The sequence below is a fragment of the Chloracidobacterium thermophilum B genome, assembly GCF_000226295.1.
GTDB lineage: Bacteria > Acidobacteriota > Blastocatellia > Chloracidobacteriales > Chloracidobacteriaceae > Chloracidobacterium > Chloracidobacterium thermophilum.
Map to the genome: position 1 here is coordinate 268,436 of NC_016024.1, position 16,541 is coordinate 284,976.

The window sequence follows — 16,541 nt, forward strand, 5'->3', positions numbered from 1 at the left end:
GCTGTGGCTGAATTTCGAGCCGCCGGACGCCAGACCACCATAGCGCCGGACTCTTTCTGGAATTTATAGTCTGGCGGCGGCATCCGCACCAGCCAAGATTGTGTTGAGGAGCTATCCGTTTGTCTATTCCAGTTACCGTTGTCATATTGGCGGCTGGCGAAGGGACGCGCATGAAGTCACGCCTGCCGAAAGTGCTGCACCCTGTCGCCGGCGATACGCTGCTGGGGCATGTTGCCCGGAGCGCGGCGGCACTGGATCCGAAGCAGGTCGTGGTCGTGGTCGGCCACGGGGCAGAAGCCGTACACGAGGCTTTTGCCGCCCGTTGGAAGGCGTTGGCCCCGCATATCCCGTTTTCAGTCGTCGTCCAGGCCGAGCGGCGTGGCACAGCCCATGCCCTGCGGGTGACGGAGGAAGCTCTGTCGGCCGTCACGGGCACGCTGCTGGTGCTTTCCGGTGATGTGCCGCTGCTGCGGCCGGCAACACTCCGCCATCTGCTGGCCGTCCATGCCGCAACCGGGGCGGCGGCAACCGTCCTTTCCACCAACCTGACGACACCGACCGGCTACGGCCGCATCCAGCGCACATCCGACGGAGGCTTTGACCGGATCATCGAGGAACGCGACGCCACACCGGCCGAAAAAGCCATCACCGAAATCAACACCGGGGTCTATACCTTCCAGCTCGACGGCCTGTTTGACGTGCTGGCCTGCATCTCCAACGACAACGCCCAGGGGGAATACTACCTGCCCGATGCCCTGCGGCTGCTGCGCCAGGATGGGCGGCGCGTCGAGGTGCTGCTGCACCCCGAAGCCGAGGAGGTCTGCGGCGTCAACACCCGCGCCGAACTGGCGGCGGCAGGAGCGATCCTGCGCCGTCGCAAGGTGGCCGAACTGATGGCCGCCGGGGTGACGTTTCTCGACCCGGCAACAGCGTACGTCGAAGTGGAGGTCGAGATTGGGATGGACACCGTGGTGTATCCCAACGTGCACCTCGAAGGTCAGACCGTCATTGGCGAAGATTGCCGGATTCACACGGGCGCACGGCTCGTCAATGCCTGCTTGGGGAACAGTGTGACCGTACGCGACTACTCGCTGGTCTTTGACAGCCGCCTCGATGACCGGACGACGGTCGGGCCCTTTGCCCACCTGCGCCTGAACGCCCACGTGCAGGAAGGCGCTGTGGTGGGGAACTTCGTGGAGGTCAAGCAGTCGTCGCTGGGTCCCGGAACAAAAGCCATGCACCTGAGCTATCTCGGTGACGCCACGCTTGGGGCTGGGGTCAATGTGGGCGCCGGCACGATCACCTGCAACTACGATGGCAGACAGAAGCACCGCACCATTGTCGAGGACGGCGTCAAAATCGGCAGCGACACCATGCTGGTCGCGCCAGTGCGGGTGGGCGCGGGAGCCGTGACGGGGGCCGGGGCCGTCGTGACCGAGGATGTGCCGCCTGCCACGCTCGTGGTCGGCGTGCCGGCCAAGGTCAAAAAAGTTTTGTCCTGAGCGCCTGTCCGAAACACGGCGTTAACGCGCCTGCTCCAAGCTTCCCTTACGTTTGACATTGCTATTTTCAGGCTTTGTTTTGAGGGAATCCGGTTCGTATGGATGCATTATTTGGCGAGGCGCTTCCGCCGACGACCCTCGTGCTGCTCCTCGTGTCGCTTGCCGTCGCTTTTGGTTTCGAGTTCGTTAACGGTTTTCACGACACAGCCAATGCCGTAGCCACCGTGATCTACACGAAGTCGCTGCGTCCCTGGACGGCTGTGGTCTGGTCCGGGATTTGCAACTTCTGCGGCGTGTTTTTCGGCGGGATTGCCGTGGCCATGGGCATCGTCTATCTGCTGCCCGTCGAGCTGCTCATTTCAAAGAGCACCAGCGCCGGGCTGGCCATGGCGCTCGCCCTGCTGCTGGGAGCCATTATCTGGAATCTGGGCACGTGGTACTTCGGGCTGCCGGCTTCCAGTTCGCACACGCTGATTGGTGCGATTGTCGGCGTCGGTCTTGCCAATTCGCTTCTGCCCGGTCATCGCTTTGGTGATGGGGTCAACTGGGGCAAGGTCTCGGAAACCGGGCTGTCGTTGCTGATCTCACCGCTCATCGGTTTTTCGCTGGCGGCCCTGCTCGTCCTGCTGTCAAGGTGGCTGATTCCCGACAAGCGGTTGTACGAAAAGCCGGATGAGCACAATCCGCCGCCGCTGTGGATTCGCGCCATTCTCATCCTGACCTGCACCGGCGTGAGTTTCGCCCACGGCTCCAACGACGGCCAGAAGGGCATCGGGCTGGTGATGCTCATTCTCACGGGGATTGTCCCGGCTTCGTTTGCGCTGGATATGTCCTTCAACGCCCAGCAGATGGAAAGCGCCCGGCAGGCGCTCGTGCGCATGGATGGCGTTGCATCCCGGCTGGCCCCGTCCGAGGCTGAGGCACTTCAGTCGGCTGTCGCGCGGGTGCGGGGGGCGCTTGATGGTCACACCACGCTGGGGGAGATTCCGCGTGAGCAACGCAAAGACCTGCGCTCGGACATCATCAAGCTCGATGCCACAGTGAAGAAAGTCCTCAAGGCGGAGCCAGCCGCCCTTTCTGCGGCTGAAGCCGGCACCCTCAAGCAGGATGCCGCCCTGCTCAAGTCACTCACCGACTATGCTCCCCTGTGGGTCAAAATCGCCATTGCCCTTTCGCTGGGCATTGGGACGATGGTCGGCTGGAAGCGCATCGTCATCACCATTGGCGAAAAAATCGGCAAAGAGCATCTGACGTACGCACAGGGAGCCTCGGCTGAGCTGGTGGCGATGTCCAGCATCGGGATGGCGTCCTACCTGGGGTTGCCGGTGAGTACAACGCACGTGTTGTCGTCAGGTGTCGCCGGCACGATGGTGGCCAAGGGGTCGGGCCTTCAGGCGGCCACCGTCATCAAGATTGCCTCGGCCTGGGTGCTGACCCTTCCGGCCGCCATCGGGCTGGCCGGCGGACTGTTTCTGTTGTTCCACTGGCTGTTCGTCTAGGGCTTTTGGGCGGCTTTGGGCCTGAACACCCAGCCGCCCTGCTGCATCGTCCAGCCGGGCGGTGCCGTAGCCTTGAGGCGCTCCATAATCTTGGGGACGTACATCTCGTTGTAGCGCAGCCGCGACAGGGCATTCGGGCGCGTGGGGTCGCCGTTCCAGCAGTGCTCGGCGCGGTCGCCGTAGCGTATTTCGCCCCCGTAAGGCGGGTCGGTCGTGGCGGCCAGGAACTCCTCGACGAGATAGACGGCATTGTTGAGGTAGTAGTTATCCATGTCCCCGCAGTAGATGTGGATTTTCCCCTGGAGCTTGGGCCCCAGCGTCTTCCAGTTGCGCCGCAGGATGTCGCCCAGGTCGTAGTGTTCCCGCCAGTACGCCGCTACGGACTTGTCAATGACGCCCGTGCGTTTGTCCCAGATGGGCTTGGGATAGCCGTCGGGCCCGACAGGTGAGTACACCGCCTGCCAGATGTCCCACTGCCCGCCGGAGCGGCCGTTGGAGCCGAGCGCCAGCTCCAGTTGGTTCATCTGCTGGACGGTCGCCTGAAGGTGGCCGAGGTAATCGCGCTTGCCCGGACGCGGGACGGTCTTCCACGGCCCACCGAAAACGTAGGCGTTGTCGTCCGCATAGATGTTGACCGTGGTGTAGGCGCGAAAATCAATCGGGTCGGGACAGGCGGCAAAACAGCCGTTGAAATCGTCCGGGTAAAAGATTTGCGCGGCCAGCGCTTCCCAGCCGCCGGTTGAGCCACCATAGGTGAAGCGCGCCCATCCCTGCCCGATGCAGCGGAAGCGGCGTTCGATTTCGGGAATCAGCTCGCGCATGATGGCGTCGCCGTAGGGGCCGACGTTGGCCGAGTTGACCGCGTAGGAGTCGTCGTAATACGGGTTGGCGTGCTGGATTTCGACAATGACCAGCCGTGGGAAGTCGGGACTCGTCCAGGTTTTGTAAAAGTCGTAGGCCGCCTGCTGCTGAATCCGGTTGTAGCCCGTCAGTTTGAAACGCTTGCTGTAATCCGGCTTGAGGTCGGGGTCGGGCGGTGTTTCCCGAAAGCCATCGAAGGTGTAGGGAAAATGCCCGTGGAACACGCAGAGCGGATAACGCAGGTCGGGATGTTCATCAAAGCCTTCGGGCAGAAGGACACATGCGCCGAGTTCCATGGGGCGTCCCCAGAACTTCGACAGCAACTCACTGCGGATTTTGAAGTGTTTGATGTACTTCGTGTCCGGCGGGGGCGGAATGGGCGGGATTTCCTGATCGAGGGACAGTTCCACCGTGCCGCCGCGCTGCGGGTTGAGCGTGATTTGCCGTGGCGTGCTGTAGGTGTTGCCCGGCGCGCGGTTCCACTGCTGCCCTTCGCCCCGGTCCATCGGCAGTTTGACGACGTGCCCATCGCTGCGTCGGAACGTCTCGTAGCGGTGGAACAGCACCTGCACGAAGTAGTCGCCGGGCGGGAGGTCGGCCAGGCGGAGCACCGGATAACCGTCAGCCTGGGGGTCGAAGGTCACCACCTGTCCGGGCTGGACGCCGTTGACATCCATGCCGAAAACCTGCTGCGTGTCGAGGTCTTCGCTGATTTGAAAGCGGGGTTCGGCGCTGGGGTCTTTCGAGATGAGCAACAGCAGCCGCCCGTCGCTTGGGGCGCTGAAGCGCGTCTTGGGAAACAGCACCCGGATGTTCAGCGAGGCGTTGGCCGCCGCCTGTCGGGCCGGGCCGAAAGCGCCCAGACCGCCCCACAGTAACAGAACACCGGCAACCAGCAGCCATCTGACCCGATGTGCCGGCGACATCCGGGCTGACTGAAGCAGGAACAGAGGTTTCGGCATGGTTTATCCAACGGTTTCCCGAAGCACTTCAAAGACTTCCAGTGCGTAGGCGACGCGCCCGAACGGTGCGCTCACCTGTACGCCCTGTACGAGATCGCGCACTTCAGACAACATTTCACGGGCAATGGCCAGCCCTTCCTGCTGTCCGGCTTCCGGCGAGGTATTGGCCCGGCGCATGCGTTCAAGAATCTCCGGCGCCACGACGACGCCGGGGACTTCGTTGCTCAGAAATTCCGCATTGCGGTAGCTCGTCAGGGGCCAAATCCCGGCTATGATGGGAATGCGGCAGTGTTCGATGCGCTTGAGAAAGGCGCGGAACATGCCGATGTCAAAGATGGGCTGGGTGATGGCGAACTCCGCGCCGGCCTCGACCTTGTACTCAAACCGCCGGATTTCGTAGTCCAGGTCAACGGCGCAGGGATTGACACCGACGCCGATGAAATACGAGGTCGGCTGACCGATGGCATTGCCGCCCAGATCGAGACCCAGGTTGAGCCGCTTGACCATGTTGGTCAGACCGATGGAGTCAATGTCGAAGACGGCTGTGGCGTCCGGGTACGGCCCCATCTTCGGCGGATCGCCCGTGATGAGGAGGATGTTCCGCAAGCCGAGGGCTGCTGCCCCCAGCAGGTCGGAGGTCATCCCCAGCAGATTCCGGTCCCGGCAGCAGTAGTGCGTGACCGTCTCGATGCCGACCTGCTGCTCGATGATGAGCGAGGTTGCAATGGCACCCATCCGCGACTGCGCCCGTGGGCCGTCGGGAACGTTGACGGCATCCACGCCAGCCGCTTTGAGCAGACGCACGCCTTCCAGCATTTTGGTCGGGTCGCAACCACGTGGGGGGACAATCTCCACGCTGGTGACGAACTCGCCCTGCACGATCTTGCGCGCAAACCGGGACTTTTCCTCCGGCGGCGTGATGCGCACATCCGGGCACTTTGTCTCCAGAACCTGTATCACCGGCTCGATGCGCTTGGCCGGCGACAGCGCCCGCACGGCCGCCTTGAGGGTCTTGATGTGCTCCGGGGTTGTGCCACAGCAGCCGCCGATGAACCGTACGCCGGATTGAATAAGTCGGCGGGCGTATTTCGCCATGTATTCCGGCGAGCAGAGATAGATTTTGCGTCCCTGCAGGTCTTGCGGCAGGCCGGCGTTGGGCTGCGCGGACAGAGGTTTTTCCGTAACGGCCGCCATCCGCTCAATGGCTTCCAGCATGGGCTTGGGCCCTACGCTACAGTTGAGACCAATGACATCCGCACCCCACTCGTCGAGCCGTTTGGTGAAGATTTCCGGGGCTGTCCCGTAGCCGGTGGCACCGTCTTCCCCCACGGTCATCTGGGCGACAACCACCATGTCCGCGGACAGTTCCCGGACGGCGGCCAGCGCCTGCCGAATCTCTGTCAGGTCAGTGAAGGTTTCGAGCACGATGAGGTCCACGCCGCCATCGAGCAGGGCTTCGGCCTGCTCGCGGAAAAAGGCTTTGGCTTCGTCAAACGAGGTCGGCCCCCACGGCTCGATGCGGATGCCCAGCGGCCCGATGGAACCGGCCACATACACCTGCGGGCCAACGGCCTCGCGGGCCAGTTTGGCCGCCTTGTAGTTGATCTCCTGGACGCGATCCTGAAACCCGTGCATTTCGAGCTTCGGACGATTCGCACCAAAGGTATTGGTCTGGACAATTTCAGCGCCGGCCTTGACGTATTCACGGTGCACTTCCTGGACGAGCGCCGGATTGGAAAGCGAAATCTCGTCGTAGCATCGGTTGACATAGACACCTTTGGCGTACAGCAGGGTTCCCATCGCGCCGTCGAAAACGTGGATACCGTCGGCGGCAAGGAGTTCACGGAACGGTTTGAGGACTTTCATGGGCAGCAGACCGACAGGGATGTGGGGGTTGGTTCGGGCTGGAAGTCCCGATTGTCAGGGAAGATGGCTTTCCATGCAACCTGCCGGCGAACGCCCGCCGGTTCCGGCGACCACCGGGGCTGTCCGCTGATGGGTGCCGGCTTGCTTCCGCCCCTATTGCTTCTGCCTTTGGGCGCATACTACAGTGGCGGCGGAGAGACAACCCCATGTGTGTGCAGCATTCCGGTCAGCACAAAACAGGTTGGCAGCAGGGCTTCGGGAGTTTTTTCCTGCTCTGGCTGCTGTTTGACCTGTGTGTGGTGCACCTGCTTTGCCCGCAGTACGCGGCCGGTGAACTTTTCGGGTGCGCTGTGCCGGCGGTTGTCGCTGTGCCCACTTCGGGAGACCTGGCGCCGGAAGACGGTGGTGTGCCGCAATTGACGGCGGTTGCCCTCGGCGGCAGCGTGACCGAAAAAGGCGCTGTGGCACATTCCTGCCTGTGGAACACCCAGTCGGTGGTTGAATCTCCCCCCTTCGTCGTCCCGCCGCTGCACGGTATCCCGCTGGCGGCAGGCGCCCATGGCGACGACCTCCCGGTGTTCTACGCCCGCCTGTTTCCCGGCGCGATTTTCCACCCACCACGACATTCCTGACCCAATGCCTGTTTGACGGCGGCTGGCGCCCGAAGCCGGGCCCGGCAGTCTGGCTTTCCACAAACAGATGAGGTCAGGAGTTGTGTCATGACGACGGAAATCATGCCGGAGGTTTCTCCGGCTGTTGGTACAGAAGTGTCCGGCGGCGGAATGGCCCCGGTCGCGCCGCCCCGGTGGGGACGCGGGTGGTCATCCTGGGCGGTTGCCTTGGGGCTTTTGGGAATTCTGGCGCTGGGCGGCTGGTGGCTTGTGGGTGCGCGCCGTTCGGCCGTCGTGGCCACACCGCCGGCAACGCCGCAGCCGAAAGCGGGCACGCCGGCGCTGCGGCTTGAGTCTCTGGACGGCGTACGCCTTGAGCCGGCAGAGACCGCCGCTGTGTCTGCGGAATGGCATGTCACCGGCACAGTCGAACTCAATCCCCAGGCGAATGTTGTGATTGCGCCGCTGGTGTCCGGGCAGGTCAAGCGGGTGCTGGTCACGCAGGGGACGCGGGTGCGGGCCGGACAGCCACTGGTGATTCTCGACAGCCCTGAAATTGCCGACCTGCACGTACGGTTGCACGACGCCGAAACCCGCCGCGACATTGCCGCGCGCAACGTGCAGCGGGTCGAGCGCGACGAAAGCCGGGTGGCGCTTGTGCAGGCGCAGGCGCGTCTGAAGCAGGCGGAAGCCACCTTTGAGCGCATGAAACAGCTCTTCGAGGCTGGCGTGCTGTCGCGGCAGGAGTTGCAGGACGCCGAAACCGCCTATGCCACGGCCAAAGCCGAGTATGACTTTCAGAAAGTGGTCGGTCTGGAGCGTGATTTACGGGAGGCGCGGGCCGCACTTGAAGTCGCCACGGTGGAGGTCAGGCACATCCAGGATCAGCTTGCCGCGCTTGGCGCGCCGGCCGGTGCTTCCGATGACACGGCCCATCCGACGGCAGAAATCACACTCGTTGCGCCGCTCTCCGGTCTGGTGACGGAACGAACGGCAAATGTCGGGGCGTTTGTCCCGGTTGGCACGCCGCTGCTGACGGTCGCTGACCTGCGGACGGTGTGGGTCATGGCGGCCGTTCCCGAAGCCCAGTTGGGGCAGGTACGCCTGGGGCAGCCGGTGACGGTTCACGCGCCAGTGCTTGGGGCAACGCCTGTGCGGGGGCGGGTGGCCTTTATCGAAGCGCAGATCAATGCCGACACCCGTACGGCGCGCGTCCGCATCGAGGTGCCCAATCCCGGCGAGCGTCTGCGGGCGGGGATGTTTGTCGAAGTCGCCCTGCTGTCACCGTCACCGGTAGCGCAGCTTGTCATTCCGGCAGCGGCCGTCCAGCGCATTGGCGCCCGAACGGTGGTGTTTGTCGCGGGAGCCGACCCCCACGAGTTTCACCCACGGGACATCGAGGTTGGAGCAATCCAGGGCGACAGCGTTGTGGTGCTGCGCGGTCTGGAAGTCGGTGAGCGTGTCGTGGTCGAGGGGGCGTTGGCGCTCAAAACCCAGCTTGTCGGCCTCGAAGCGGAGGAATAAGCCATGCTTGACCGTATCCTGCGCTTTTCGGCCACCCATCCGCTGCTCATACTCATCGGCGTCCTGCTGCTCGTGCTGGCCGGGCTGGATGCGTTCCGGCGGCTGCCGATTGATGCCGTGCCGGATGTCACCAACAACCAGGTTCAGATACTGACGTCCGCGCCCGCCCTGACACCGCTGGAAATCGAACGCCAGGTAACGTTTCCGATTGAAACGGCGCTGGCCGGACTGACCGGCGTCGAGGAAATCCGCTCCCTGTCGAAGTTTGGTCTCTCGGCCGTCACTGTCGTCTTTGATGATGACATGGACATTTACCGGGCGCGGCAGTTGGTTTTTGAACGGTTGGCAGCCGCGCGCGATCAGATTCCGCCGGGTAGTGGTGCACCAATGCTGGGCCCCATCACAACCGGTCTGGGGGAGGTCTATCAGTATGAGCTGCGCGCCGCGCCCGGCAGTGGTTACGACGCCATGGGGCTGCGGACCATCCAGGATTGGATTGTCCGGCGGCAGTTGCTGGGAACGCCGGGTGTCGCTGAGGTCAACAGTTACGGCGGTTTGAGCAAGCAGTATCAGGTGCGGATTGAGCCATCCCGGCTTCAGGCGTACGGTCTGACGCTGCGGGAGGTCATGGATGCCGTTGTCCGCAACAACGCCAACGTGAGCGGCGGGGCGATTGTCCATGCTCAGGAACAGTTCCTGTTGCGTGGCGTGGGACTGGCGCAATCGGTGGAAGACCTGGCACGGATTGTCGTGGCGACCGGACGCGGTGGAACGCCCATCCTGGTGCGCGACCTGGGTGAGGTTGTCTGTGCGCCACCCGCTGTACGGCAGGGGGCCGTAACGGCCGACGGTGCTGGCGAAACGGTCTGCGGCATTGCGCTGATGCTCAAGGGCGCCAACGCCCGGACGGTGACGCAGAACGTGGCCGAACGGCTGGCCGAAATTGCGCCGACGTTACCGCCCGGCGTGCACATCGTGCCGTTTTATGACCGGGCCGAACTGGTTGGGCGCACCATCCGCACGGTGATCTGGAACCTGACCGAAGGGGCGCTGATTGTCATCGGTGTCCTGGTCCTGCTGCTGGGTCACTGGCCGTCGGCGCTGCTGGTCGCCACGGTGATTCCGCTCTCGATGCTGGGCGCTGCCGTCGGCATGCAGATGCTGGGACTGTCGGGCAACCTGATGAGTTTGGGGGCGATTGATTTTGGTCTCATCGTGGATGGGGCTGTCATCCTGACGGAAAACAGCATCCGGCGGGTTGCCGAGCACCAGCATGCGCTTGGGCGGCGGCTGACCACGGCGGAACGGCAGGAGGTCGTGGTGGCGGCCTCAAGCGAGGTGCGGCGCGCCACGATGTTCGGCGAGATCATCATTGCCCTGGTGTATGTCCCGTTGCTGGCCCTGCGCGGTATCGAGGGAAAAATGTTTGCGCCCATGGCGCTGACCGTCATGTGTGCGCTGGCCAGCGCGGCGGTACTGTCGCTGACCTATATCCCGGCGATGCTGGTCTTTGTCCTGCGCGGCTCCGTTGCGGAGCATGAAGTCTGGCTCATCCGCCTGGCCAAGCGCGGTTACGGCCCCGTCTTTGCGTGGATGCGGCGGCAGCGCGCCCAGGCCACGGCAGTGGCTTTTGGACTGGTGCTGCTGTCCGGCGCGCTGGTGATGTCGCTGGGGGCGGAGTTCATTCCACGTCTGGAAGAAGGGGCGCTGGCAGTACAGATACAGCGCCTGCCCAGTGTGTCGGTTGCCGAAGCCGTCCGCACGGCCACCGAAGCCGAACGGGTGCTGCTGGAATTCCCGGAAGTGACCAAGGTCGTCACGAAAAACGGCAGTGCCGAAATTGCCACCGATCCGATGGGGATCGAGTTGGGCGACATATACATCGGGTTGAAGCCGCCCGCCGAATGGAAGACGGCCCGAACCCGCGAAGAGCTGGTGGCGGCGATGGCCGCGGCGCTGCGGCAGCGGATTCCTGAAGCGCGTTTCAGCTTCAGCCAGCCCATTGAGCTGCGGGTGGCGGAACTCATTTCGGGCGTCAAGTCGGATGTTGCCGTCAAAGTCTTTGGGGATGACCTGGAGGTGCTGCGTGACCGGGCGGAACGGATTGCCCAGGTGCTGACCCGGATTCCCGGCGCAGCGGATGTCAAACTGGAAACGATCGCCGGCATCCCGCAGGTACAGATTGTGCCCAACCGCCCGGCGCTGGCGCGGTACGGTCTGAGTGTCGAGGATGTCAACCTGCTGGTGGAATCACTTGTGGTCGGGCGGGAAGTCGGCACGGTCTATGAAGGCGAACGGCGTTTTCCGCTGGTTGTGCGTCTTGGTGAGACCAGCACCCGCCGCATCGAGGACATTGCCGCCCAGGTGCTTTTGACGCCGACTGGTGCGCGGGTGCCGTTGGCGGCCGTGGCTGAGGTGACGCTGGTCGAGGGGCCCGCCCAGGTGTCGCGTGAACACGGTCGGCGCCGGATGGTGGTCGAGTGCAACGTACGTGGGCGGGATGTGGCCGGCTTCGTTGCCGAGGCCCGGTCCAAACTCAAGGCGTCTGTGGATCTGCCGCCCGGCTACCGGTTGGTGTTCGGGGGGCAGTTTGAAAACCTGCAACGGGCTGCCGCCCGGCTGGCGGTGGTTGTTCCAGTCGCCCTGTTGCTGATTTACGCGCTGCTTTACACCTCGTTCGGGCAGGCGCGGGCGGCGGCGCTGGTCTTTACCGGCGTGCCTTTTGCCGCCGTGGGCGGCGTGGCGGCGCTGGCGCTGCGCGGTATGCCGTTTTCCATCTCGGCCGGCGTTGGCTTTATTGCCCTGTTTGGCGTGGCGGTGCTCAACGGGCTGGTGCTGGTGTCGGCCATGAAGCAACTGCGGCGGCAGGGCTTGACGCTGGAAGCCGCCGTGCGCGAGGGGGCGCTGACGCGCGTGCGTCCGGTACTGACCACGGCGCTGGTGGCAAGCCTGGGCTTTTTGCCCATGGCTACGGCCACTTCGGCCGGCGCAGAAGTGCAACGGCCGCTTGCCACGGTCGTCATCGGCGGGTTAGTGACAGCCACGCTGTTGACCTTGCTTCTGTTGCCGGCGCTGTATGAGTGGGTGGAGCAGGCAGCAGACACACCGGAAGGGAGATGAGTCAGCGTGGCCGAACTGCCGATTTATCACGATTCCTACCGCCCTTCATCGAACTGGGCGAAGCGACTTGAAGCGGCCCGGCAGGCGCACCCGGCTGCGGCCGTTCTGGCGGCGCAGCCACGGTGGCTGCCGAAGTGGATTGCCGGGCTGGAAGCTTATGCCGTGCCGCCGTTTGATACGGCGTCGGATGCGACAACGCCGGCTGCTCTGGAAAGGGCTGCGCGGTGGCTGCTGGCGCGGGCAACCGCCAAGCCCGGAGACCAGCGGGATGCCCTGACGATGGACGATCTGGAAACGGCCTGCCGCGAACTCGTCGGGGAACAGGGAGACACCGTTCAGGTGTGGCGTACCGCTGCGGGCCGGCCCCAGGTGGAAAACCACCAGCCGGCCGCGCCGGCCGCCTTGCCGGTGCTTTTGGAGATGACCCTCGACTGGTTCACCACCGACGCCTTTTCCGAACTGCATCCGGTGGAGCAGGCGGGTCTGTTTCACCTGCGCCTGCTCGATCTCCAGCCCTTTGCCGCCCGGACAAACACCCTCGTGCGCCTGCTGTCCAGTTTTTATGTCCTGCGGGCTGGCTTTCCGCCCATCATTCCCATCGCCGAAGAACAGTCGGCCTATCGGGATGTTGTCGGGTATGCTTTCCAAATGATCACGCAGCCCGGGGTGGAACTGTTTGCCCGCTGGCTGCTGGCGGCTTACAGCCTCATCGAGACGGAGCAGGAGGAACGACGGTGAGATTTTTCCGTGTCACAACGGGTGTATTTCAGGCGCATACGTACTTTCTCATCTGCGAGCAGACCCGCCAGACGCTGGTCATCGATCCCGGTGAGGAGTTCGACGCCATTGCCGATGCCATTCAGAAAGAACGGCTGGACGTGGTGCGGATTGTGGTCTCTCACGCCCACCTGGATCACTTCTGGAGCGCTGGGGCGCTCAAAGCCATGACGGGTGCGCCGATTCATCTGCATCCGGCGGATGACTTCCTTTACAGGCAGTTGCCAGAGCAGGGGTCGTGGTTTGGGTTTGATCTGGAGGATGCGCCGCCGGTGGATGTGTACTTGAAAGATGGCGACGTACTGACCTTCGGGCGCGAGCAGGTCAAGGTGCGTCACGTGCCCGGACATTCACCCGGACACGTGATGCTGTACAACGAAACCGATGCGTGGGTAGGTGACTGTCTGTTTGCTTCGTCGGTTGGGCGGGTGGACCTGCCTGGCGGCGACGGCCCAACGTTAATCAACTCGATTGAAGAACGCATCGTGACCTTGGGCGAGCACTACCGGATTCATCCCGGCCACGGGCCGTCAACAACGGTGGCCCGTGAGTTGGATGAAAACCCATTCCTGACCGGCCGCATCCCAGGGATGGGCCGACGGTAACCTTCCGGGCCAGCCATCAGCATCGTTGACTGACACACTAAAACTTTGTGATGCTGATGTCTTCGGCGCGCTCTTCCGGTTTGGTCAGGAAGAAGCCAAGGGCCGAACCGCCAGCCGCCACAAAGCACGCAACAGCAATCCAGAACTTGTGGGTTTCCGTCGAAGACGCCTGGCTCATGTACAGCCAGGCCCCGACGATCGCCAACAGAATCGCAGCACTGAGCAATCCAATCCGCAGAGGGGACATACGCTTAGCCTCCAAGGTGTGACAGGTGGTGGGGGTGAACGTCAGGTGGCTGAAGTGCCTGCGGCTTCAGCTCCCCTTGACGGCTTCAGGTCTTCCAAGTGTAAACATTATCACATGTGGAGATGGCTGTGGCCAAGTCTGCCCGGCAAGGTGGAGAAGAAAGGCGTTGCAATCCATGGACGTTGTGCTACTATCATGGCTTTTCCAGGCAATCATGGTGTGTGTCACCAAGGAGGTTTTTGCCGGCGTAGCTCAGTTGGTAGAGCAACTGACTTGTAATCAGTAGGTCGCGGGTTCGAGTCCCATCGCCGGCTCTTTACAAAAGATCGATGCAGGGGTGGCCGAGCGGTCAATGGCAGCAGACTGTAAATCTGCCCTCCGAGTGAGTTCACAGGTTCGAATCCTGTCCCCTGCACCAGCTTGGACTTGAGCGGGAGTAACTCAGTGGTAGAGTCACGGCCTTCCAAGCCGTTGGTCGCGAGTTCGAATCTCGTCTCCCGCTCCATCCACGCCCATATAGCTCAGTCGGTAGAGCACTTCCTTGGTAAGGAAGAGGTCACCGGTTCAAGTCCGGTTATGGGCTCTCGTAATTTTGTGCGCCGTCCACCCCTGGCAGGTGAGCGACGCCGTATTTTTCGCGGTAACTTACGCGGGCATTTATCGAGGTTTTGACATGTCAAAGGAGAAGTTTGACCGGAGTAAGACGCACGTCAACATTGGGACGATTGGGCATGTGGATCACGGGAAGACGACGTTGACGGCGGCGATTACGTCGGTGTTGGCGAAGAAGAATCCGAAGGTACAGAAGAAGACCTACGATCAGATTGATGCGGCGCCGGAGGAGAAGGCGCGTGGGATTACGATCAACACGGCGCACGTGGAGTACGAGACGGCGACGCGGCACTATGCGCACGTGGATTGTCCTGGGCACGCGGACTACATCAAGAACATGATTACGGGTGCGGCGCAGATGGACGGGGCGATATTGGTGGTGGCGGCGACGGACGGGCCGATGCCACAGACGCGGGAGCACATCTTGCTGGCGCGGCAGGTTGGGGTGCCGGCGATGGTGGTGTTTATGAACAAGTGCGACATGGTGGACGATGCGGAGTTGCTGGATTTGGTGGAGTTGGAGGTGCGGGAGTTGCTGTCGAAGTACGACTTTCCCGGGGACGAGATACCGGTGATTCGGGGGAGCGCGCTTGGTGCGTTGAACGGGGAGCCGCAGTGGGAGGCGAAGATAGAGGAGTTGATGGCGGCGGTGGACAACTACATACCGACGCCGGTGCGGGACATTGACAAGCCGTTTTTGATGCCCGTGGAGGATGTGTTTTCGATATCGGGGCGCGGGACGGTGGCGACGGGGCGTGTGGAGCGTGGTGTGGTGAAGGTGTCGGACGAGGTGGAAGTGGTTGGGATACGGCCGACGCGGAAGACGGTGGTGACTGGGGTGGAGATGTTTCGGAAGCTGCTGGATCAGGGGCAGGCTGGGGACAATGTGGGGTTGCTGCTGCGGGGTGTGGAGCGGCGGGAGATAGAGCGGGGGCAGGTGATCGCGAAGCCTGGGACGATTACGCCGCACACGAAGTTTCGGGCGGAGGTGTACGTGTTGACGAAGGAGGAGGGTGGGCGGCACACGCCGTTTTTCAAGGGGTATCGGCCGCAGTTTTACTTTCGGACGACGGACGTGACGGGGGTGACGGAGTTGCCGGAGGGGGTGGAGATGGTGATGCCTGGGGACAATGTGGCGTTGACGGTGGAGTTGATTACGCCGATTGCCATGGAGAAGGGGCTGCGGTTTGCGATTCGGGAGGGGGGACGGACGGTCGGCGCAGGTACGATTTCGGAAATCCTCGAATGAGCCGGCTTTGCAGGGGTATGGTGTCAATGGTCAGCACGTCGGTCTCCAAAACCGAAAGTACGGGTTCGACTCCTGTTACCCCTGCCAATCCATCCCATATCACACCACGTAGGTCTCCGTGCCGAGTTTAGAAGGTGTTTGGGGTATTTCATGGAACGAGCTTCCGAGACAGTAACCGCGCCGGAGAGCAAGCCGTCCGTACCAGTTTCAAAACTGACCGGCTGGTGGTCGTCGAGTATCCAGTTTCTCCGTGACACACGCAATGAACTCAGGAATGTAGTTTGGCCAACCCGCGAAGAGGTCTATGATACGACCCTCGTAGTTATTGGCATCACGACTTTCTTTGGTTTCTTTCTGTGGGGCGTGGATGTTGTAGTGGCACGCCTTCTGGAAACGATCCTCAAGTGGTTGGGAGGGGCGTAAACGCGCGCCGACCGAGACAGTCTATGGCAAAGCGCTGGTACATCATTCATACCTATTCAGGGCACGAGAAAAAGGTACGCGAGAGCTTGCAGAGCCGCCTCAAGGCGTATGGCCTGGAAAACGAGGTGACGGAGGTGCTTATTCCTTCGGAAACCGTCGTCGAAATGCGTGGCAACAAGCGTGTCGAGACCTCACGGATGATTTTTCCGGGCTACGTTCTCGTGCAGATTGAAACGGACGATGAAACTGGTGAAATGTCGGAGCGTGTCTGGCACACCATCAAAAATACCCCCAAAGTGACCAACTTCATTGGTGGCCAGAAGCCAACAGCCCTTACCGAAGAAGAGGTCAACCAAATCATCAACCATGTCACCGAGACCACGGACCATCCGAAGCCCAAAATTGTGTTCTCCTCCGGAGAGACCGTACGCATCATCAGCGGTCCTTTCACGGGCTTTACCGGAGTGGTGGAAGAGGTCAATGTGGAGCGCAGTACGTTGAAGGTCATGGTGACGATTTTTGGGCGGGCGACGCCGGTTGAGCTGGATTTTCTGGGCGTCGAAAAGCCCAACTTTGCTGAATCCTGAAATCTATCCGGTATTCTGAAACAGTAACCTGAATGTCGTTGCCCGGAGGTTGCTGTCGTAAGGTGGTATTCACCTTTTGTCCTGCCGTGATGCCGC

Annotated in this window: 13 protein-coding genes and 5 tRNA genes; 15 read left to right on the forward strand and 3 right to left on the reverse strand. The window is 62.3% G+C overall.

The genetic code is table 11. From position 1 onward, the window contains the following. Nucleotides 1–119 precede the first annotated feature (119 nt). The gene (glmU, locus tag CABTHER_RS01080; protein WP_148263878.1) at nucleotides 120–1,502 is read left to right on the forward strand and encodes a bifunctional UDP-N-acetylglucosamine diphosphorylase/glucosamine-1-phosphate N-acetyltransferase GlmU; all 1,383 of its coding nucleotides are present in this window, start codon (nucleotides 120–122) and stop codon (nucleotides 1,500–1,502) included. Nucleotides 1,503–1,600: 98 nt separating this feature from the next. Further along, complete coding sequence (locus CABTHER_RS01085; RefSeq protein ID WP_014098730.1) at nucleotides 1,601–3,001, forward strand: inorganic phosphate transporter; 1,401 nt, start codon at nucleotides 1,601–1,603, stop codon at nucleotides 2,999–3,001. Here CABTHER_RS01085 and CABTHER_RS01090 read toward each other — a convergent pair. Continuing rightward, nucleotides 2,998–4,824 carry a hypothetical protein gene (locus CABTHER_RS01090; protein ID WP_014098731.1) on the reverse strand — a complete coding sequence of 609 codons (1,827 nt, stop codon included), beginning with the start codon at nucleotides 4,822–4,824 and terminating at the stop codon, nucleotides 2,998–3,000. The genes CABTHER_RS01085 and CABTHER_RS01090 overlap by 4 nt on opposite strands. Nucleotides 4,825–4,827: 3 nt before the next feature. Continuing rightward, on the reverse strand, nucleotides 4,828–6,690 hold the full coding sequence (locus tag CABTHER_RS01095) for a bifunctional homocysteine S-methyltransferase/methylenetetrahydrofolate reductase (RefSeq protein WP_014098732.1): 1,863 nt from the start codon (nucleotides 6,688–6,690) through the stop codon (nucleotides 4,828–4,830). A gap of 206 nt (nucleotides 6,691–6,896) precedes the next feature. On the opposite strand from CABTHER_RS01095, the gene CABTHER_RS01100 reads away from it, so the two are divergent. The 5 genes from CABTHER_RS01100 (at nucleotide 6,897) to CABTHER_RS17170 (ending at nucleotide 13,327) form a co-directional block, all read left to right on the forward strand. After that, a complete protein-coding gene (locus CABTHER_RS01100; protein WP_014098733.1) occupies nucleotides 6,897–7,322 on the forward strand; it encodes a hypothetical protein in 426 nt (141 codons plus the stop codon). Between the two features lie 87 nt (nucleotides 7,323–7,409). Then, the gene (locus tag CABTHER_RS01105; protein WP_014098734.1) at nucleotides 7,410–8,825 is read left to right on the forward strand and encodes an efflux RND transporter periplasmic adaptor subunit; all 1,416 of its coding nucleotides are present in this window, start codon (nucleotides 7,410–7,412) and stop codon (nucleotides 8,823–8,825) included. 3 nt (nucleotides 8,826–8,828) lie between these two features. Next, complete coding sequence (locus CABTHER_RS01110) at nucleotides 8,829–11,945, forward strand: efflux RND transporter permease subunit (RefSeq protein ID WP_014098735.1); 3,117 nt, start codon at nucleotides 8,829–8,831, stop codon at nucleotides 11,943–11,945. A 6-nt stretch (nucleotides 11,946–11,951) separates the two neighbouring features. Continuing rightward, the gene (locus CABTHER_RS01115) at nucleotides 11,952–12,683 is read left to right on the forward strand and encodes a Fic family protein (protein ID WP_014098736.1); all 732 of its coding nucleotides are present in this window, start codon (nucleotides 11,952–11,954) and stop codon (nucleotides 12,681–12,683) included. Continuing rightward, nucleotides 12,680–13,327, forward strand: a complete 648-nt coding sequence (locus tag CABTHER_RS17170; RefSeq protein ID WP_014098737.1) for an MBL fold metallo-hydrolase — start codon at nucleotides 12,680–12,682, stop codon at nucleotides 13,325–13,327. The genes CABTHER_RS01115 and CABTHER_RS17170 overlap by 4 nt, the downstream gene beginning before the upstream one ends. 37 nt (nucleotides 13,328–13,364) lie before the next feature. Here the strand turns inward: CABTHER_RS17170 and CABTHER_RS01125 are convergent, their stop codons facing one another. Beyond that, a complete protein-coding gene (locus CABTHER_RS01125; protein WP_014098738.1) occupies nucleotides 13,365–13,574 on the reverse strand; it encodes a hypothetical protein in 210 nt (69 codons plus the stop codon). Between the two features lie 241 nt (nucleotides 13,575–13,815). On the opposite strand from CABTHER_RS01125, the gene CABTHER_RS01130 reads away from it, so the two are divergent. The 8 genes from CABTHER_RS01130 (at nucleotide 13,816) to nusG (ending at nucleotide 16,445) form a co-directional block, all read left to right on the forward strand. Next, nucleotides 13,816–13,888: transfer RNA gene (locus tag CABTHER_RS01130), tRNA-Thr, on the forward strand. Between the two features lie 17 nt (nucleotides 13,889–13,905). Beyond that, nucleotides 13,906–13,992: transfer RNA gene (locus CABTHER_RS01135), tRNA-Tyr, on the forward strand. 12 nt (nucleotides 13,993–14,004) lie between these two features. Continuing rightward, nucleotides 14,005–14,079: transfer RNA gene (locus tag CABTHER_RS01140), tRNA-Gly, on the forward strand. A gap of 5 nt (nucleotides 14,080–14,084) precedes the next feature. Then, nucleotides 14,085–14,157 (forward strand) — tRNA-Thr (locus tag CABTHER_RS01145). A gap of 90 nt (nucleotides 14,158–14,247) precedes the next feature. After that, nucleotides 14,248–15,435, forward strand: coding sequence for an elongation factor Tu (tuf, locus tag CABTHER_RS01150; protein WP_014099979.1), 1,188 nt, complete (start codon nucleotides 14,248–14,250; stop codon nucleotides 15,433–15,435). 11 nt (nucleotides 15,436–15,446) lie between these two features. After that, nucleotides 15,447–15,522: transfer RNA gene (locus tag CABTHER_RS01155), tRNA-Trp, on the forward strand. Nucleotides 15,523–15,585: 63 nt separating this feature from the next. Beyond that, nucleotides 15,586–15,858, forward strand: a complete 273-nt coding sequence (gene secE, locus CABTHER_RS01160) for a preprotein translocase subunit SecE (RefSeq protein WP_014098740.1) — start codon at nucleotides 15,586–15,588, stop codon at nucleotides 15,856–15,858. A 23-nt stretch (nucleotides 15,859–15,881) separates the two neighbouring features. Further along, a complete protein-coding gene (gene nusG / locus CABTHER_RS01165) occupies nucleotides 15,882–16,445 on the forward strand; it encodes a transcription termination/antitermination protein NusG (RefSeq protein ID WP_014098741.1) in 564 nt (187 codons plus the stop codon). Nucleotides 16,446–16,541 lie beyond the last annotated feature (96 nt).

Excerpts from the sequence above, each read along its gene's own strand:
- CABTHER_RS01110 (WP_014098735.1), top strand. The coding sequence starts at position 8,829 with ATGCTTGACCGTATCCTGCGCTTTTCGGCCACCCATCCGCTGCTCATA.
- CABTHER_RS01085 (WP_014098730.1), top strand. The coding sequence starts at position 1,601 with ATGGATGCATTATTTGGCGAGGCGCTTCCGCCGACGACCCTCGTGCTG.
- CABTHER_RS01100 (WP_014098733.1), top strand. The coding sequence starts at position 6,897 with ATGTGTGTGCAGCATTCCGGTCAGCACAAAACAGGTTGGCAGCAGGGC.
- secE (WP_014098740.1), top strand. The coding sequence starts at position 15,586 with ATGGAACGAGCTTCCGAGACAGTAACCGCGCCGGAGAGCAAGCCGTCC.
- CABTHER_RS01095 (WP_014098732.1), bottom strand. The coding sequence starts at position 6,690 with ATGAAAGTCCTCAAACCGTTCCGTGAACTCCTTGCCGCCGACGGTATC.
- CABTHER_RS01125 (WP_014098738.1), bottom strand. The coding sequence starts at position 13,574 with ATGTCCCCTCTGCGGATTGGATTGCTCAGTGCTGCGATTCTGTTGGCG.
- CABTHER_RS01090 (WP_014098731.1), bottom strand. The coding sequence starts at position 4,824 with ATGCCGAAACCTCTGTTCCTGCTTCAGTCAGCCCGGATGTCGCCGGCA.
- nusG (WP_014098741.1), top strand. The coding sequence starts at position 15,882 with ATGGCAAAGCGCTGGTACATCATTCATACCTATTCAGGGCACGAGAAA.
- CABTHER_RS01105 (WP_014098734.1), top strand. The coding sequence starts at position 7,410 with ATGACGACGGAAATCATGCCGGAGGTTTCTCCGGCTGTTGGTACAGAA.
- tuf (WP_014099979.1), top strand. The coding sequence starts at position 14,248 with ATGTCAAAGGAGAAGTTTGACCGGAGTAAGACGCACGTCAACATTGGG.